At 56.6% G+C, this 16,914-nt stretch carries 15 protein-coding genes; 12 read left to right on the top strand and 3 right to left on the bottom strand.

Translation table 11 applies throughout. The annotated features are described in order from the left end of the window. Nucleotides 1-180: 180 nt before the first annotated feature. The 6 genes from QZ862_RS06460 to QZ862_RS06435 all read left to right on the top strand — a co-directional run bounded on the left by QZ862_RS06460 (nucleotide 181) and on the right by QZ862_RS06435 (nucleotide 6,303). Nucleotides 181-1,683 (top strand): DEAD/DEAH box helicase, encoded by a 1,503-nt coding sequence (locus QZ862_RS06460; protein ID WP_296098314.1) that lies wholly within the window; start codon nucleotides 181-183, stop codon nucleotides 1,681-1,683. After that, nucleotides 1,683-2,108, top strand: a complete 426-nt coding sequence (locus QZ862_RS06455; RefSeq protein WP_296098312.1) for an NUDIX domain-containing protein — start codon at nucleotides 1,683-1,685, stop codon at nucleotides 2,106-2,108. The genes QZ862_RS06460 and QZ862_RS06455 overlap by 1 nt, the downstream gene beginning before the upstream one ends. 133 nt (nucleotides 2,109-2,241) lie before the next feature. Continuing rightward, a complete protein-coding gene (locus QZ862_RS06450) occupies nucleotides 2,242-3,315 on the top strand; it encodes a branched-chain amino acid ABC transporter substrate-binding protein (RefSeq protein ID WP_296098309.1) in 1,074 nt (357 codons plus the stop codon). A gap of 153 nt (nucleotides 3,316-3,468) precedes the next feature. Continuing rightward, nucleotides 3,469-4,146 carry a ribulose-phosphate 3-epimerase gene (rpe, locus tag QZ862_RS06445; RefSeq protein ID WP_296039436.1) on the top strand — a complete coding sequence of 226 codons (678 nt, stop codon included), beginning with the start codon at nucleotides 3,469-3,471 and terminating at the stop codon, nucleotides 4,144-4,146. 109 nt (nucleotides 4,147-4,255) lie between these two features. Beyond that, a complete protein-coding gene (purB, locus tag QZ862_RS06440; RefSeq protein ID WP_296039435.1) occupies nucleotides 4,256-5,563 on the top strand; it encodes an adenylosuccinate lyase in 1,308 nt (435 codons plus the stop codon). Between the two features lie 161 nt (nucleotides 5,564-5,724). Then, nucleotides 5,725-6,303, top strand: a complete 579-nt coding sequence (locus tag QZ862_RS06435; RefSeq protein ID WP_296021884.1) for an alpha/beta hydrolase — start codon at nucleotides 5,725-5,727, stop codon at nucleotides 6,301-6,303. A 122-nt stretch (nucleotides 6,304-6,425) separates the two neighbouring features. Here the strand turns inward: QZ862_RS06435 and QZ862_RS06430 are convergent, their stop codons facing one another. Continuing rightward, a complete protein-coding gene (locus QZ862_RS06430) occupies nucleotides 6,426-6,767 on the bottom strand; it encodes a DUF1476 domain-containing protein (protein WP_296098305.1) in 342 nt (113 codons plus the stop codon). Between the two features lie 248 nt (nucleotides 6,768-7,015). Here QZ862_RS06430 and purC point away from each other — a divergent pair, with 248 nt between their 5' ends. The 5 genes from purC to gpt all read left to right on the top strand — a co-directional run bounded on the left by purC (nucleotide 7,016) and on the right by gpt (nucleotide 9,985). Then, nucleotides 7,016-7,780 carry a phosphoribosylaminoimidazolesuccinocarboxamide synthase gene (purC, locus tag QZ862_RS06425; protein WP_296021880.1) on the top strand — a complete coding sequence of 255 codons (765 nt, stop codon included), beginning with the start codon at nucleotides 7,016-7,018 and terminating at the stop codon, nucleotides 7,778-7,780. A 17-nt stretch (nucleotides 7,781-7,797) separates the two neighbouring features. Then, nucleotides 7,798-8,040, top strand: coding sequence for a phosphoribosylformylglycinamidine synthase subunit PurS (gene purS, locus QZ862_RS06420; protein ID WP_296021878.1), 243 nt, complete (start codon nucleotides 7,798-7,800; stop codon nucleotides 8,038-8,040). 119 nt (nucleotides 8,041-8,159) lie between these two features. Then, nucleotides 8,160-8,831 carry a phosphoribosylformylglycinamidine synthase subunit PurQ gene (purQ, locus tag QZ862_RS06415; RefSeq protein ID WP_296021875.1) on the top strand — a complete coding sequence of 224 codons (672 nt, stop codon included), beginning with the start codon at nucleotides 8,160-8,162 and terminating at the stop codon, nucleotides 8,829-8,831. Nucleotides 8,832-8,897: 66 nt separating this feature from the next. After that, nucleotides 8,898-9,302: a hypothetical protein gene (locus tag QZ862_RS06410; RefSeq protein ID WP_296039433.1), complete on the top strand. Its 405-nt coding sequence runs from the start codon at nucleotides 8,898-8,900 to the stop codon at nucleotides 9,300-9,302. Nucleotides 9,303-9,487: 185 nt separating this feature from the next. Continuing rightward, on the top strand, nucleotides 9,488-9,985 hold the full coding sequence (gene gpt, locus QZ862_RS06405; protein WP_296021871.1) for a xanthine phosphoribosyltransferase: 498 nt from the start codon (nucleotides 9,488-9,490) through the stop codon (nucleotides 9,983-9,985). 84 nt (nucleotides 9,986-10,069) lie between these two features. Here the strand turns inward: gpt and soxR are convergent, their stop codons facing one another. Continuing rightward, nucleotides 10,070-10,537 (bottom strand): redox-sensitive transcriptional activator SoxR, encoded by a 468-nt coding sequence (gene soxR, locus QZ862_RS06400; protein ID WP_296098302.1) that lies wholly within the window; start codon nucleotides 10,535-10,537, stop codon nucleotides 10,070-10,072. A gap of 776 nt (nucleotides 10,538-11,313) precedes the next feature. Here soxR and QZ862_RS06395 point away from each other — a divergent pair. Beyond that, nucleotides 11,314-15,117, top strand: coding sequence for a vitamin B12-dependent ribonucleotide reductase (locus QZ862_RS06395; RefSeq protein ID WP_296098300.1), 3,804 nt, complete (start codon nucleotides 11,314-11,316; stop codon nucleotides 15,115-15,117). A gap of 255 nt (nucleotides 15,118-15,372) precedes the next feature. Here QZ862_RS06395 and QZ862_RS06390 read toward each other — a convergent pair whose 3' ends face one another. Beyond that, a complete protein-coding gene (locus QZ862_RS06390; protein ID WP_296098297.1) occupies nucleotides 15,373-16,824 on the bottom strand; it encodes an SMI1/KNR4 family protein in 1,452 nt (483 codons plus the stop codon). Between the last annotated feature and the right edge of the window lie 90 nt (nucleotides 16,825-16,914).

The following is a 16,914-nucleotide window of genomic DNA, read 5'->3' as shown; positions in this document are numbered from 1 at the left end:
CCCTCGGCAGAATTCAGACCGGTTTTTCTTCCCCGGCTACGATTTCATGTGTCGTTTTGGCACAAATCCCTGTTTCCTTGACTTTTCGACGATTTAAGCCTAAGTCGCGGACCACGATCTGCGGCACTAACGCTACGACAGTCGTTTGTTCTTCGAACCAGAACGGAAACAGTTTTTCCTTTGACAACATTCTCTGATCTTGGCCTGAGCCAAAAAGTCCTTTCCGCTATTGCCGATGCCGGCTACAACACGCCGACACCTATCCAGGCGGGCGCCATTCCCCCGGCGCTGGAAAGACGCGACATTTGCGGCATTGCACAGACAGGAACCGGTAAGACCGCCTCCTTCGTGCTGCCGATGCTCACCCTGCTGGAAAAGGGTCGAGCGCGCGCACGAATGCCCCGGACACTCATTCTGGAACCGACGCGCGAACTCGCCGCCCAGGTTGCCGAGAATTTCGAGAAGTATGGCAAGAATCACAAGCTCAATGTCGCATTGCTCATCGGCGGCGTTTCGTTCGAAGAGCAGGATCGCAAGCTGGAGCGTGGCGCGGATGTCCTGATCTGCACCCCCGGTCGCCTGCTCGACCATTGCGAGCGCGGCAAGCTTTTGATGACGGGCGTGGAAATCCTTGTCATTGACGAAGCCGACCGCATGCTCGACATGGGCTTCATCCCCGATATCGAACGCATCGCGAAGATGATCCCCTTCACGCGCCAGACACTGTTCTTCTCGGCCACCATGCCGCCGGAAATTCAGAAGCTCGCCGATCGCTTCCTGCAGAACCCGGTCCGCATTGAGGTTGCAAAGCCTTCTTCGACGGCAAAGACGGTCACGCAGCGCATCGTCGCAACGCATGACAAGGATTATGAGAAGCGCGCCGTGCTTCGTGATCTCATCAAGGCGCAGACCGAGCTCAAGAACGCGATTATTTTCTGCAACCGCAAGAAGGATGTCGCCGATCTCTATCGTTCGCTTGAACGTCACGGCTTCTCCGTCGGTGCTCTGCATGGCGACATGGACCAGACCTCACGCACCAAGATGCTTGCCGGCTTCAAGGACAATCAGATCACGCTGCTGGTCGCGTCCGACGTTGCCGCGCGCGGTCTCGACATTCCAGATGTCAGCCACGTCTTCAACTTCGACGTTCCGATCCATGCGGAAGATTATGTTCATCGCATCGGCCGTACCGGTCGCGCTGGCCGTTCGGGTGCCGCCTTCACACTCGTCAATCGCCGCGACACCAAGTATCTCGACGCCATCGAAAAGTTGATCGGCGAGAAAATCGAGTGGCTGAACGGCGACCTTTCGGAACTTCCCGCCCCCATGGAAAGTTTTGCTACCGACCGTCCGCGCCGTGGCAAGGACAAAGACAAGGATCGTGGCCGTGGTCGCGACCGGAACCGCCGCGACGCGCCACAGCAGGTCGAGGCAGAAATCCCGAATGTAAAACCGGCTGACAACACGCATGTTGCGGCAAATGGAGGCGACAAGGTGAAGGCAGAGCGCAAGCACGAGAAGGCACCTCGCAATTTTGAGCGGAGCCACGGTGCTTCCCACGCCAATGACGACAACCGTGACCGTCGTCGCCACTACCGCGACCATGACGACGGCCCGACGCCTGTCGGATTCGGCGATGACATTCCGGCTTTCATGCTGATCGTCGCAAACGCCAAAGGCTGATGGCACGACCGGGCATCGATTTTCCCGGTGTAGGATGCGGGCTCGTCATTAGACGAGCCGGCAAGGTTCTTCTATATAAGCGCGTCAAGTCACCTGAAGCCGGTCACTGGAGCATAGTGGGCGGTAAAGTCGACCATATGGAGCACGCTCTCGATGCTGCCCGGCGGGAGGCTGAAGAAGAAAGCGGGCTGACGATCGGTAACGTCCGCTTCTTGTGCATCAGTGAGCAAATCATTCCTGCGGACGGCCAGCATTGGCTCTCCCTCATCTACGTAACCGACGATGCGACGGGAACGGCGCAATTGACGGAGCCGGATAAGCTTTCAGACATGGGCTGGTTCGATATAAACGACCCACCCTCCCCGCTTTCCCTTTTCGCTCAGGACGCGTTTCGTCACCTTGGATCCTGGCAGGGTCAAGACTGAACGATCCGCGGCGCTATACCCATCGCGCGCTAAGCAATCATTCTTAGCCATAAGACGTTTTTTCTCGGCATTAGCCTTTTGCATCCTGCTCAGCCTCGATAACATCGGACAATCGCACAGGATAATGCCGTCCATGAATTCACTCCGCCTGCTCAGTTTTGCCTTTAGCCTCAGCGTGGCCAGCGTCGCACATTCGGCGACTATAGCCGTTGTTGCGCCGCAAAGCGGTCCGTACGAGATATTGGGTTCACAAATCCGGCAGGGTGTGAAGGCGGCAGCGGCGAAGGTCGGCCTCGATGTGATGGAGATCCATGAAAGCTGCGAAGATGGTAGCGGCGGCGCGATAGCTGATGGCCTTGTCGCATCCAAAGTCTCTGTCGTGGTTGGCTTCCTCTGCACAGAAACGCTTGCGGATGCCTTGCCAACCCTGAAGGGCGCAGCCATTCCAGCAATCACGCTGTCCAGCCGGGCACCGATCGTCATGGAAGATTCGTTGAAGCGTGGCTGGCCTCTGTTCCGTATGGCCGCTTCGGAGACCGCAGAATCATCTGCCATCGCTGATGTCATGTTGCGCGACTGGAAAGGCCTGCCCTTCGCCCTTCTCGATGACGGCACGATCTATAGCCGCGAGCTGGTGGATCGGGTTCGTGCGCGGCTGGAAGAAGCCGGGCTGAAACCGACATTTACCGATACGCTGCGCCCGTCGCAGGAACAACAAATCTCTCTTGTTAGACGCCTCAGCCGTACGGGTGTGACACATGTCTTTGCTGCTGCCGAACGAAATGACGTATCGATTATCGCGCGGGATGCAACGGCAGAAAAAATATCGCTGGTGCTGTTGGGCGGCGATGCACTGCGAGCGGCAAACACACCCGTTCCGCTTCAGTCAGGCGTTCTGGCTATGGCGCTACCGGATTATGCGACACTGCCATCCGCAAACGAAGCCGTACAACAATTGCGCACCGCCCATATCGAGCCAGACGGTTATGTCCTGCCAGCCTATGCAGCGACGCAACTCTCCGCCCAAGCGCTCGAAATGGCTGCGGAACAATCGAAGCCAACGCCTGCGATCATGATCGGAAACACCTTCACTACGGTGATCGGCCCCATCATCTTCACTGATCGCCACGAGTTGCAGGATAATCCCTATCGGTTACAACGCTGGACAGGGACTGAGTTTACGCCTGTCGATAAGGCGATAAATTAAAGCGTTTGCCAGCCGTATGGAAACGTTACCGTCATGCTTGATTGTCTTCCGACCCAATCGACTGGAGACTGGTCCTATCCTTAGCCAATCTTGTTGTGCCGGACATCCGATGATAAGGGGCAGCAACGCCTTGCCACTCAGGAGCATTTGCCAATGACACTGCCCGTCAGGATCGCCCCCTCCATTCTCGCCGCAAATTTCGCAAAGCTCGGGCAAGAGGTTGCCGACGTAACGGCGGCTGGAGCCGACTGGATCCACCTGGACGTCATGGATGGTCATTTCGTGCCGAATATCTCGTTCGGACCGGATGTCATCAAGGCGCTACGCCCGCACAGCAACGCCTTTTTCGACTGCCATTTGATGATTGCGCCAGCCGATCCTTATCTTGAGGCTTTCGCCAAGGCTGGCTGCGACGGCATCACGGTTCACGCGGAAGCCGGACCTCACCTGCATCGCTCTCTGCAAACCATCCGTTCGCTTGGCAAAAAGGTTGGCGTCACGCTTAATCCCGCGACACCGCTTTCGGTGCTCGAAAACGTGCTGGACGATGTCGACCTCATCCTCATCATGAGCGTCAACCCGGGCTTTGGCGGCCAGAAGTTCATTCCGGCGATGCTGGACAAAATTCGCGCTGCAAAGTCGCTTATCGGCGACCGGCCGATCGAACTCGAAGTTGATGGCGGGATCACCATCGAAACAGCAGGCAGCGCCATTGCCGCTGGCGCCAATGCACTCGTCGCTGGTTCTGCCATCTTCAAGGGCGATGGCGTAGATGACTACAGGAAAACCGTTTCGGCGCTGCGGGCATCCGCCGAAAGTGGCAGGACCTGAGTGTGATCACTCCACGCGTCGGGATTTACCCTGCCGCGCCGAATGCGTTGAGATTGCCGGAACACTTTGCTAAACGGCATCAGATTTCTCAGTTCAAAAAGGCTTTGCCATGATCCCTCGTTATTCCCGGCCGGAAATGGTCGCTATCTGGTCGCCGGAAACCAAGTTTCGCATCTGGTTCGAAATCGAGGCGCATGCGTGCGACGCGCTGGCCGAGATCGGGGTGATCCCCAAGGAATCGGCAAAGACCATCTGGGAAAAGGGCGGCGCTGCAGAGTTCGATGTTGCCCGCATCGATGAGATCGAAGCCGTCACCAAACATGACGTCATCGCCTTCCTGACCCATCTTGCGGAGTTCGTCGGTCCTGACTCGCGCTTCATCCACCAGGGCATGACCTCGTCCGACGTGCTCGATACCACGCTGAACATTCAGTTGGTCCGCGCCGCCGACCTGCTGATCGCCGGCATGGACCGCGTTTTGACGGCACTGAAGACCCGCGCTTTCGAGCACAAGAACACCGTTCGCATCGGCAGAAGCCATGGCATTCATGCCGAGCCGACCACGATGGGCCTGACATTTGCCCGTTTCTATGCCGAGATGGACCGCAACCGCAACCGCCTCGTCAATGCCCGTGCGGAAATCGCAACTGGTGCGATCTCCGGCGCTGTCGGCACCTTCGCCAATATCGATCCGTCGGTTGAAGAGCATGTTTGCAAGGCGCTTGGCCTGTCGCCGGAGCCCGTTTCCACTCAGGTCATCCCGCGTGACCGCCACGCCATGTTCTTTGCTACACTCGGCGTCATCGCCTCGTCGATCGAGAACGTTGCCATCGAAATCCGTCATATGCAGCGCACCGAAGTTCTGGAAGCGGAAGAGTTCTTCTCCCCCGGCCAGAAGGGCTCGTCCGCCATGCCGCACAAGCGCAACCCGGTGCTGACCGAAAACCTGACCGGTCTTGCCCGTCTGGTGCGCATGGCTGTGGTTCCCGCCCTGGAAAACGTCGCTCTGTGGCATGAGCGCGATATCAGCCACTCATCCGTCGAGCGCGGCATTGGCCCGGATACGACCATCACACTGGATTTCGCTCTCAACCGGCTTGCCGGCGTGATCGAGAAGCTGGTGATCTATCCGGAAAACATGTTGAAGAACATGAACAAATTCCGTGGCCTCGTCCATTCGCAGCGTGTGCTGCTGGCTCTGACTCAGGCCGGCGTTTCGCGCGAAGATTCCTACCGTCTCGTTCAGCGCAATGCGATGAAGGTCTGGGAGGAAGGCAAGGACTTCCTCGAAGAACTGCTGGCGGATGAGGAAGTGCGCGCAGCGCTTCCGGAAGAGACGATCCGCGAAAAGTTTGACCTTGGCTACCACACCAAGCACGTCGATACGATCTTCAAGCGGGTGTTCGGCGAGGCTTGATCCTCAAGCCGAAGACAAAATCGGCGCTTCGCGTCACTTAAAGATCATCGCTCACTTCGGCCAGAACCGAGGTGAGCGTCAGGCGTGGAAGAGTTCGTCCTATGGGCATTTCCGGGTCTTAGCATCTTGATAACGCCAGCCAACGCACCAAGATAAGCGGTATGAAAGCATCAGAAGCAGATATCCTCATCGTTCCCGGATATACCAATTCCGGTCCTGATCACTGGCAAAGTCGCTGGCAGGAGAAGCTGTCGACGGCGCGCCGCGTTGAGCAGGCGGAGTGGTCGAAGCCGGTGCGTGAAGACTGGGTGGCCCGCCTCGTGGAGGAAGTGAACGCCTCGACGAAACCAGTGGTCCTCGTCGCGCACTCGCTCGGCGTGCCCACGGTGATCCATGCGCTGCCAAACATCGGCTCGAAAGTGGCGGGTGCGATGCTCGTGGCACCGCCAGACGTCGCGAATCCGGACATTCGGCCAAAGCATCTGATGACGTTCGGACCTTATCCGCGCGATCCGCTACCCTTTCCGGCAATCACGATAGCCAGCCGCAATGATCCGTTCGGAACATATGAGCATGCCGACGACATCGCCGCAGCCTGGGGCTCGCTTCTTATCGATGCCGGCATGTCGGGACATATCAATACGGAATCGGGCCATGGCCCATGGCCTGAAGGCACCATGGTTTTCGCCCAGTTTCTGAGCAGGCTCAAACCGCCTCCTGGCTTCGTCACTGCTGAGTAACAGTGAACGAAATCACCTGTTTTTACCCAAAAATTTCATGAATTGAGAGTAAAACAAAAATCCGAGCAAGCAAATCTCGCGCGGATTTAATCTGTCGATATGTGTGATCAAGACCGATAACGTCAGGCAACGCGCTTGTTGCCGAATTGCGAGATCCCATCACGCAGCTCGTCGGCGGCACAGCGTAGCAGGCTACTCATCTGGTCATGGATCGCGTCGTCGGTAACGCCGACACCGGCTGCGATGAAATCGTCATGCAGCTTGTTGAACACAGCTTCATCGCCTTCGCTACCGATGGAAGTGGAAACGATCTCTGTTGCATAGGAGTTCGCGTCTTCCTTGTGCATCAGGGAGGCGGCCCACAGCCCCATCAACCTGCTGCGCAGCCCGTGAAGGCGGAAGCTTAGTTCTTCTTCGTGAAAATAAAGATTCTCAAGCGCTTTACCGCGCGTTCTCAGACCCATGACTATACCCCGTTTTACTTGTATCGTTATTTGCGTCCTCTTGGTCGGGACAACACTGTTCTACAATACAACTGTTGAAAAAGCGTAACTTTGGAATGATGCCTTGGAAGAGCCAAAAACAGGGTTGAAGAATTGCAAACAACCGCGTGCCGTCGCATTGTGAAGTCGCTTCTTTTCCGTTATGGGACCGCTTCAAGAAACGAAACGACCGCCACCCGCACCGGCGCTAAAACAAGAGATATGTCGCTATGAACCGTCGCCGCCGAATCTATGAAGGCAAGGCCAAGATCCTTTATGAAGGTCCGGAGCCGGGAACGCTCATCCAGTTCTTCAAGGACGACGCGACCGCTTTCAACAAGAAGAAGCATGAAGTCATCGACGGCAAGGGCGTTCTGAACAATCGCATCTCGGAATATGTCTTCACGCATCTGAACAAGATCGGCATTCCGACACACTTCATCCGTCGGCTGAATATGCGCGAGCAGTTGATCAAGGAAGTCGAGATGATCCCCCTTGAGGTCGTCGTGCGCAACGTCGCCGCCGGCTCGCTTTCGAAGCGCCTCGGCATCGACGAAGGCGTCGTGCTGCCACGTTCGATCATCGAGTTCTATTATAAGTCGGACGCGCTGGAAGACCCTATGGTCTCGGAAGAGCACATCACGGCGTTCGGCTGGGCCAACCCTGCCGAACTTGACGACATCATGGCGCTCGCCATTCGCGTCAACGACTTCCTCTCCGGCCTTTTCCTCGGTGTTGGCATTCAGCTCGTCGATTTCAAGATCGAATGCGGACGCCTGTTTGAAGGCGATATGATGCGCATTATCCTTGCAGACGAAATTTCTCCGGATAGCTGCCGCCTGTGGGATATCGAGACGCAGGAAAAGATGGACAAGGATCGCTTTCGCCGCGATATGGGTGGACTGCTGGAAGCCTACTCGGAAGTCGCGCGGCGTCTCGGCATCATCAATGAAAATGAACCGATCCGCGGCACGGGCCCGGTTCTCGTCAAGTAACATCAGGAGACCATCAGGTGATCAAGGCACGGGTGACTGTTACGCTGAAGAACGGCGTTCTCGATCCGCAGGGTAAAGCAATCGAAGGCGCGCTGGGCAGCCTCGGTTTCGATGGCGTCGGTCAGGTCCGTCAGGGCAAGGTCTTCGATCTTGAACTGGACGCCACCGACAAGGCGAAGGCCGAAGAAAACCTGAAGGCGATGTGCGAGAAGCTTCTCGCCAACACCGTCATCGAAAACTACGCGATCGCCATCCTCTAGAGCAATTTGCGTGAACGGTGTTCACCTTTATAGCTCTCAACTCTTTGTTTGACGCATTTCCACATGCAAGATCGCAGGCGCTTCTGCTGGAAATGCTCTGAATTTCGGAGCCAAGGCCCATGAAATCCGCAGTCGTCCAGCTTCCTGGCCTCAATCGCGACCGTGACATGATCGCGGCCTTGACGAAGATTTCGGGTCAGGCGCCCGTCACCATCTGGCAGACGGAAACGCAAATCCCGGATGTCGATCTGATCGTCATCCCAGGCGGCTTCTCCTATGGCGATTACCTGCGTTGCGGCGCGATTGCTGCTCGCATGCCAGTCATGCAGGCGATCCGCGAGAAGGCAGAACAGGGTGTGAAGGTTTTGGGTGTGTGCAATGGCTTCCAGATTCTGGTTGAAGCTGGGATGCTTCCGGGCGCCTTGATGCGCAACGCCTCGCTCAAATTCGTCTGCCGCGAAGTCAAGCTCGAAGTCGTCAACAACGATACCGAGTTCACCCGCACCTATGACAAGGGCCAGATCATCCGCTCGCCCGTTGCTCATCACGACGGCAACTATTTCGTCGAAGCTGACGAATTGAAGGCGATGGAAGACAATGGCCAGGTCGTCTTCCGTTACGCTGAAGGCACTAACCCGAACGGCTCGTTGAACGATATTGCCGGCGTCATCAACGCCAAGGGCAATGTTCTCGGCATGATGCCGCATCCGGAAAACCTCATCGAAGCTGCCCATGGCGGCAAGGATGGGCGCGGCATATTTGCCTCGGCGCTTGGCGTTATTGCCGCCTGATATCGCAAGCATCGAGCCGGGCGGATCAGCCCGGCTTTCTTTTTGCCGCTCATGCTGGATTGAAGAATGAACCGCACCGCTCCCACACGTTCCGTCGGCATTGTCGCTCTTGGCTTCGCAGCAATCGCACTTGCTGCATGCCAGCCGAAGCCTGAGCCACCGAGGGCTGCGTCGCAGGCTGCCCTTCCTGTGATGGAGCGCATCGCGCTTGGCGCCAATGCCTGCTGGTTCAAGTCCGGCGATCCAGCTTTCAAGGCCTACCGCCTTGCACCCGAACTCAACTCTTTCTCTGGCCGTCCTCGTATTCTCCTGGTTCCACGCAACAGCCCGGAATCGCGTCCAATGCTGGTGGTACAAGCCGAAGGCAATCCGGCCAATCTTCAGGCTTTCGGTCCGGTGATGAATGACGGTCACGCACCGCGCATCTCAGCAGATATCAAGCGATGGGCCAATGGTGGCAAGGGCTGCTGATCTTCCATAGGCTGGATACGGCCTCTTGTAACGTTGATAGGGAGCAGGCCGGAAATTCTATTTCCGCCTCTCCACAGGCAGCTTGAGCAAGATCACGATCGCCGCAAACGCACAGACTTGCTTTTTGCCGTTTCTTGCCGCTATTAGCCAAAGCCATCAGCAATTGAATGAGATGGCAGACACCCATGTCCCTTCCCGATAAAGCCTTCCCAGTGTCCTGGGATCAGTTTCACCGCGATGCCCGCGCGCTGGCGTGGCGTCTTGCCGGCCTGAACCAGGAGTTCAAGGCCATCGTCTGCATCACCCGCGGCGGACTCGTTCCAGCGGCGATCATCTCTCGCGAGCTTAACATCCGCCTCATCGACACGGTCTGCATCGCCACCCGTCACGACTACTTGAACCAGGGCGATACCGTTCTGCTAAAGGGCATCTCCCCCGAACTGTTGGAAAAGTCCGGCGAGGGCATTCTGGTCGTCGACGATCTGACGGATACGGGCAAGACGGCTTTGGAAGTCCGCGAGATGCTGCCAAAGGCACATTTTGCCTGCGTCTATGCCAAGCCAACCGGTGTTCCCACCATCGACACCTTTGTGACCGAGGTAAGCCAGGATACCTGGATCTACTTCCCATGGGACATGGGCTTCACCTATCAGGAGCCAATCGCCAAGGGCGCGCCCGGCTGATCACCCCAGATAAATCATGTCGCGTCGAATCCTGTGAGGTTTGGCGCGATATGGTCTCATCGCGCTGTCAGAGCGCATCTCCCCTTACGGCCCCGGCTCCAGCAGCACCGGCCCGGCACCCTTATCACCCAGTATATCTGCCGGATTGCGCAGCGGACACTCATCCGTCGAAAGACAGCCACAGCCGATGCAGCCGGTCAGCTGATTGCGCAGTCGTGTAAGACGCGCAATACGGTCGTCCAGTTCGGCCTGCCAATGGGTGGCAAGCCTCTGCCAGTCCTTTCCCGTCGGCGTGCGACCATCCGGCAGAGTATTCAATGCCTGCTGAATTTCCTTGAGCGGAATCCCCGCCCTCTGGGCCACCTTGATAATGGCGATGCGTCTCAGCACATCGCGCCCATAGCGACGGTGATTGGAGCTGTTGCGCCAGCCTTTTATCAGCCCTTCGGCCTCGTAAAAGTGGAGCGTCGAAACCGCCACCCCCGCCCGCTCGGCAACGTCCCCGACAGATAGATCGCGCACCAGCGGAATCTGCTGAAGTTTTCTCGTCATGTTTGCTGACCTCAACTTTACTTGAGGAATTACCATATGGCGATCAACCGTCCAAGGAGAACCTACATGCCGTCGCGCCTGCGACCGTAAGGTGCCATCGACTTAAATGCTTTGAGGAAAGAGCTGCACAGACCGCTAGATGTAGTCGTAGGCCTGTGCATAAAGGCCGCTCACGCTACAATTGGCTGTAGAAGGACATCTCATGTTGCCGCTTGGCAACATCGAGAATCTTCCCGGAAATGCTCGATTTCATGCCCTGCGCTGCGACAGGCAAGCTTCACGCAAGGTAAGGGTAAAGCTCTCATTCTGCGCAAGTCACTGAAATCTATAGAGGGTTTTTCTTTCCCCGTTTTCCACAACCTATCCACACCATATCTTGTGGTAAATAAACACTTACAAACTAGCACTTGACGGAATCGGCTCGTTTTCTAAAAGTAGCCCCACGTTGCGGCGGCACCGGAATCGGCAGGTTCATCTGCGGTTCTTTCCTGTATCTGTTCACGCGTTGTCTTGCGTTCCAACCATGAGGGGTGAGGAACGTGAGGGCGTGTCCATGTGTCGGGAATGCTGCCAAGACGTGCGGCGGGGTCTGGCAACAAGAAACTGTTAATACTATATATAGTATGCTTGCGGCCATTATAACCACGACATAAGGGAACGACATCCAAAGATGAACGTTTCCAACTCATCGGCGAACAACTGGTGGCGCATGGCCCATGCGACACCGGAACGATATTTTGCGCCCGACCAGGCGCCAACGGACAAGGACACCAACGATGCGCATCGAACGCCGCTTTACGAAGCCCGGCCAGTCGCCTTACGCGGAAATCGAATTCCGCAAGGCCATTAGCGAAATCAAGAATCCGGACGGTTCCGTCGTGTTCCGTCTTGCGGATATTGATGTGCCGGCGCAGTTCAGCCAGGTGGCGACCGACGTTCTGGCGCAGAAGTATTTCCGCAAGGCTGGCGTTCCCAAGGTCCTGAAGAAGGTCGAAGAGAACGACGTTCCATCCTTCCTGTGGCGCTCCGTTGCCGATACGGCTGCCATGAAGGATCTGCCTGAAGCCGAGCGCTACGGCTCGGAAATCGACGCGCGTCAGGTTTTCGATCGCCTCGCCGGCACCTGGGCCTATTGGGGCTGGAAGGGCAAGTATTTCTCATCCGAAGAAGATGCTCTCGCCTTTCGCGACGAGCTCGCCTACATGCTCGCCACCCAGCGCGTTGCGCCGAACTCGCCGCAGTGGTTCAACACTGGCCTGCACTGGGCCTATGGCATCGATGGTCCGGGCCAGGGCCACTTCTATGTCGACCCCTTCACCGGCAAGCTGACCAAGTCCAAGTCCGCTTACGAGCATCCTCAGCCGCATGCGTGCTTCATCCAGTCCGTTGAAGACGATCTCGTCAACGAAGGCGGCATCATGGACCTTTGGGTTCGCGAAGCCCGTCTGTTCAAATACGGCTCCGGCACGGGCTCCAACTTCTCCTATCTGCGTGGCGAAGGCGAAAAGCTTTCCGGCGGCGGCAAGTCCTCCGGCTTGATGAGCTTCCTCAAGATCGGTGACCGCGCAGCTGGCGCCATCAAGTCCGGCGGCACCACCCGTCGTGCGGCCAAGATGGTCGTCGTCGATGCCGACCACCCGGATATCGAAGCCTATATCGACTGGAAGGTGAACGAAGAGCAGAAGGTTGCTGCCCTCGTCACCGGCTCCAAGATCGTCGCCAAGCACCTCAAGGCCATCATGAAGGCCTGCATCAACTGCGAAGGCGATAACGGCGATTGCTTCGATCCTGCCAAGAACCCTGCCCTGAAGCGCGAAATCCGCGCTGCCAAGAAGGATCAGGTTCCGGAAAACTACATCAAGCGCGTCATCCAGTTCGCCCAGCAGGGTTATAAGGATATCGAATTCAAGACCTATGATACCGACTGGGATTCGGAAGCCTACCTGACTGTGTCTGGTCAGAACTCCAACAACTCCGTTTCGTTGAAGGACGATTTCCTGCGCGCTGTCGAAAGCGACGGCGACTGGAACCTCACCGCCCGCCGCGACGGCAAGGTGATGAAGACGCTGAAGGCACGCGACCTGTGGGAAAAGATCTCGCATGCCGCCTGGGCCTCTGCCGATCCGGGCCTGCACTTCAACACCACCATGAACGACTGGCACACCTCGCCTGCCGCCGGCTCCATCCGTGCATCCAACCCATGCTCGGAATACATGTTCCTCGACGATACGGCCTGCAACCTTGCTTCGCTGAACCTCCTTCAGTTCAAGGACGCCGCTACCAAGAAGATCAACATTGCCGATTACGAGCACGCCGTTCGCCTGTGGACCGTCGTTCTCGAAGTCTCGGTAATGATGGCGCAGTTCCCATCGCGTCAGATTGCCGAACGCTCTTACGAATACCGCACACTGGGCCTCGGCTACGCCAACATCGGCGGTCTGCTCATGTCGTCGGGCATTCCTTATGACAGCGATGAAGGCCGTGCGATTGCAGGCGCCCTGACCGCCATCATGACCGGCGTATCCTACGCAACGTCGGCTGAAATGGCAGGCGAGCTTGGCCCATTTCCAGGCTTTGCACCGAACCGCGACAACATGCTGCGCGTCATCCGCAACCACCGCCGTGCGGCCCAGGGCCTTGCCTATGGTTACGAAGGCCTGTCGGTAAACCCGGTTCCGCTGATCCATGCCGATTGCACTGATCAGGACCTGATCAAGCACGCCGTTGCTGCCTGGGACAAGGCGCTGGAACTTGGCGAGCAGAACGGTTACCGCAACGCCCAGACCACCGTTATCGCGCCAACTGGTACGATCGGCCTCGTCATGGATTGCGACACGACCGGTATCGAGCCTGACTTTGCTCTCGTAAAGTTCAAGAAGCTCGCAGGCGGCGGCTACTTCAAGATTATCAACCGTGCGGTTCCGGAATCGCTGCGTTCGCTCGGCTACTCCGAAAGCCAGATCGCCGAGATCGAAGCCTATGCTGTCGGCCACGGCAACCTGAACCAGGCGCCCGGCATCAACCCCGGCTCGCTGAAGGCCAAGGGCTTCACCGATGAGAAGATCGAAGCTGTCAATGGCGCGCTCAAGAGCGCCTTCGACATCAAGTTCGTCTTCAACCAGTGGACGCTTGGCGCGGACTTCCTAAAAGAGACGCTGAAGGTTTCCGACGAGCAACTCACAGACATGAGCTTCAACCTGCTGGAGCATCTCGGCTTTGCGAAGAAGGACATCGAGGCAGCAAACGTACACGTTTGCGGTGCGATGACGCTGGAAGGCGCGCCGTTCCTCATGGACGAGCATCTCTCGGTTTTCGATTGCGCCAATCCCTGCGGCAAGATCGGCAAGCGTTATCTCTCGGTCGAATCCCACATCCGGATGATGGCGGCGGCACAGCCCTTTATCTCGGGTGCGATTTCCAAGACCATCAACATGCCGAACGATGCGACGGTTGAAGATTGCGGCGCAGCCTACATGCTGTCCTGGAAGCTTGCACTGAAGGCCAACGCACTTTACCGCGATGGCTCGAAGCTCTCCCAGCCACTGAACGCCTCGCTGGTGGAAGATGAGGACGACGAAGACGCCATGGAAGAGCTGCTGGCTCAGCCACAGGCAGCCCAGGCCGTCACCATCACCGAAAAGATCGTCGAGCGCATCATCGAGCGCGTCGTTCGCAGCCAGGAAAAGCTGCCGACCCGCCGCAAGGGCTACACCCAGAAGGCCAAGATCGGTGGTCACACCATCTTCCTTCGCACCGGCGAATATGACGATGGCCGTCTTGGCGAAATCTTCCTTGATATGAACAAGGAAGGCTCGGCACTGCGCGCCTTCATCAACAACTTCGCGATTTCCGTGTCGCTCGGCCTGCAATATGGCGTGCCGCTGGAAGAATATGTCGACGCCTTCACCTTCACCAAGTTCGAACCTGCCGGCATGGTGACGGGCAATGACGCGATCAAGAACGCCACGTCGATCCTCGACTACGTGTTCCGCGAACTCGCCATCTCCTATCTCGGCCGCCATGACCTGGCACATGTCGATACGTCGGACTTCTCCAACACCGCACTCGGTCGAGGCGTGTCCGAAGGCAAGGCAGATGTCGTTTCCAAGGGCCTGACCCGCGGCTACAAGCCAACGCTCGTCTCCAACAATGGAAGCGAACGCGGCTCGGCGGAAATTAAGGGTTCGGCAACGGCAGCCCCTGCCCGCGCCTCGGCCAATGTGACGGCAATTTCCGGCAACGCAGCCCGCAAGCTGGAAGCAACAGTCTCAGTCGCCACCTCGGAAGTCGTCGCCTTCAAGCGTGACTATGAGGAACGCGCCCGCGAACTGGCCGAAGAGATTGCAGAGGAAGTCACCGAAACAGAACAGAGCGCGACCGGCCTCTTCTCGGACAAGGCCGCAGCGGACGCAGCCTCTGCCAAGGCCGACGCCAAGAAGGTGGAAAACGAACGCCGCATGCGCTCGATCGCCCAAGGTTATACGGGCAACATGTGCTCCGAGTGCCAGAACTTCACGATGGTCCGGAATGGGACTTGCGAGAAGTGCGACACGTGCGGTGCGACGAGTGGTTGCAGCTGATGACTGAATTGCCCCACTTAAACGTCATAAAGTGGGGCACCAAAGTCCAGAGAAGCCCTGGTGTTGCGTCCGTTTATTCACGAGATTCAAACGTGACCTCGCTTCAGAACTAAAGCTTCTTTTTAGGCCGTTACGCTCGAATGAACGTAACGGCCTGTTCCTTTGATGTCTTGGGAGGTCGTACCTCTCGAATCCTCAAGGCAGATCAGAGGAAGCAGAGCAAAGCGGGTCGCAGAATGCACCGGAAAACGTGAGTTACACGATCTTCCAATTCTCAACTCTAATATTGAGTCCATGCTCCGGATCAAATCCGGCCTCGACCTGTATCGTAAACGACCTTCCTCCATAAACCTGGATTGATGCCTTTCGCCCAAGTAACGGCCAAATTTCTTGGCTTGAGCTGATCTGCGGAAAGTCCTTGATCCAGTCCTTCTTTTCCTCCGCATCCATGGCCTCAAACTCGGGATAATATCGTTCTCTGTAAATATGAAAGACGTGATCCTCGAAAATTTTTCGGAAGGATGCCTTATTGAGGATTTCCGTTATCAATTCTATTACTTCAGCAGTCAGCGCATCCTCTTCACCACCGACGTGAAGCTCACATTTGAACTCTGCCCAGACTGGAGCGACCTTCTTCTTGAGGTGCCATTTATACGTTGTGTCGAAACCGAAGGTGCCGACGCCCCTCACACGCACATCCTTAATCGTTCCCTCAAGACGCCGAACGATTGTCCAAAGTCCTGATTTCGCATCATAATACAGCAGATATTGCTCATCGAAAGTCAGGTTGTCCCCTATCGTGCTCTTCACGGTCATCGTCATGAAGCCCTTGGAGAGCTTCTGTCCGACAAATCCGCCGTCATAGGGAGTGGGCACCCCAAACCGAATGGCGCGTCGCACGACAGCAGTTGAACTCTGAAAGGCGTTCGCTGGCATTTCATGACCGCTGGCTATCGCACTTTTTTTGATATCCTCCGATGTCTCAAATCTTCGCCCGCTAACGTAATGGTCGAACTCTACGTTTCTAACGCCATCAAAGAGGGTCTCCTCGCGCCGGTCGAAGTAGCCTTGCAACAAAATTTCCGGTGTTGATGCAGAGGAGGCAATTACGCTCGGTTTTTTTATTTCACTTGCGAACAACCGCTTAAAAAGAGCCTCATTGTTTTTCTCCGCTTTTGCCTGGAGGTTTCTCTCGGACCCCACCTGTTCAATGAATGTTGCAAAATCATCCGCAAGGCGTATGGGCTTAGAAGGTGTTTGATCGTCATGATAGCCAATGGGTCGGACACCCCAAATCGAACCGAAGTCCTCTCCTTCATTTAAATCAACGAGCAACCGAAGCGTTACACTCGGCCTGAACTCTCCGCTTATTTCACAAAGCGGATAATAAAGGGCTGGATTGCCTGGTAGTCCTGCGCCCTCTCTGCGATCCAGATAATGCTCGTATCGGCTCTTGAAGAAAACCTGATCTTCTACGCCTTTGAACCTCAAATTGAGAAGAGCGTCGCCCCGTGCGACAAGCACGGCACTGTAATCATATTCCAACTTCCAGGACCCGATATTCAGGAGGTACCACCGGATGTCTTGTGGGAGAGGCTGACCGACCAGCGCCTCAATGGCATCTATCGTCTCAGCATCATAGCGATATGAATAATACGGGTCTCTCTCATACCGAGCGCGACCCACAGTATCTTCAATTCTGCTCATGACCTTCCTATTCCGTTTATCCCGCTGCGCTCAATTCACGCAACGCAACGGTGGATCCTCTCAATTCCGCAGTATCTAAATGCCAAAATT

The sequence above is a fragment of the uncultured Agrobacterium sp. genome, assembly GCA_913777615.1.
Lineage (GTDB): Bacteria > Pseudomonadota > Alphaproteobacteria > Rhizobiales > Rhizobiaceae > Agrobacterium.
The sequence above is the reverse complement of the archived record's forward strand: the minus strand, read 5'-3'. Positions and strand labels throughout refer to the sequence as shown.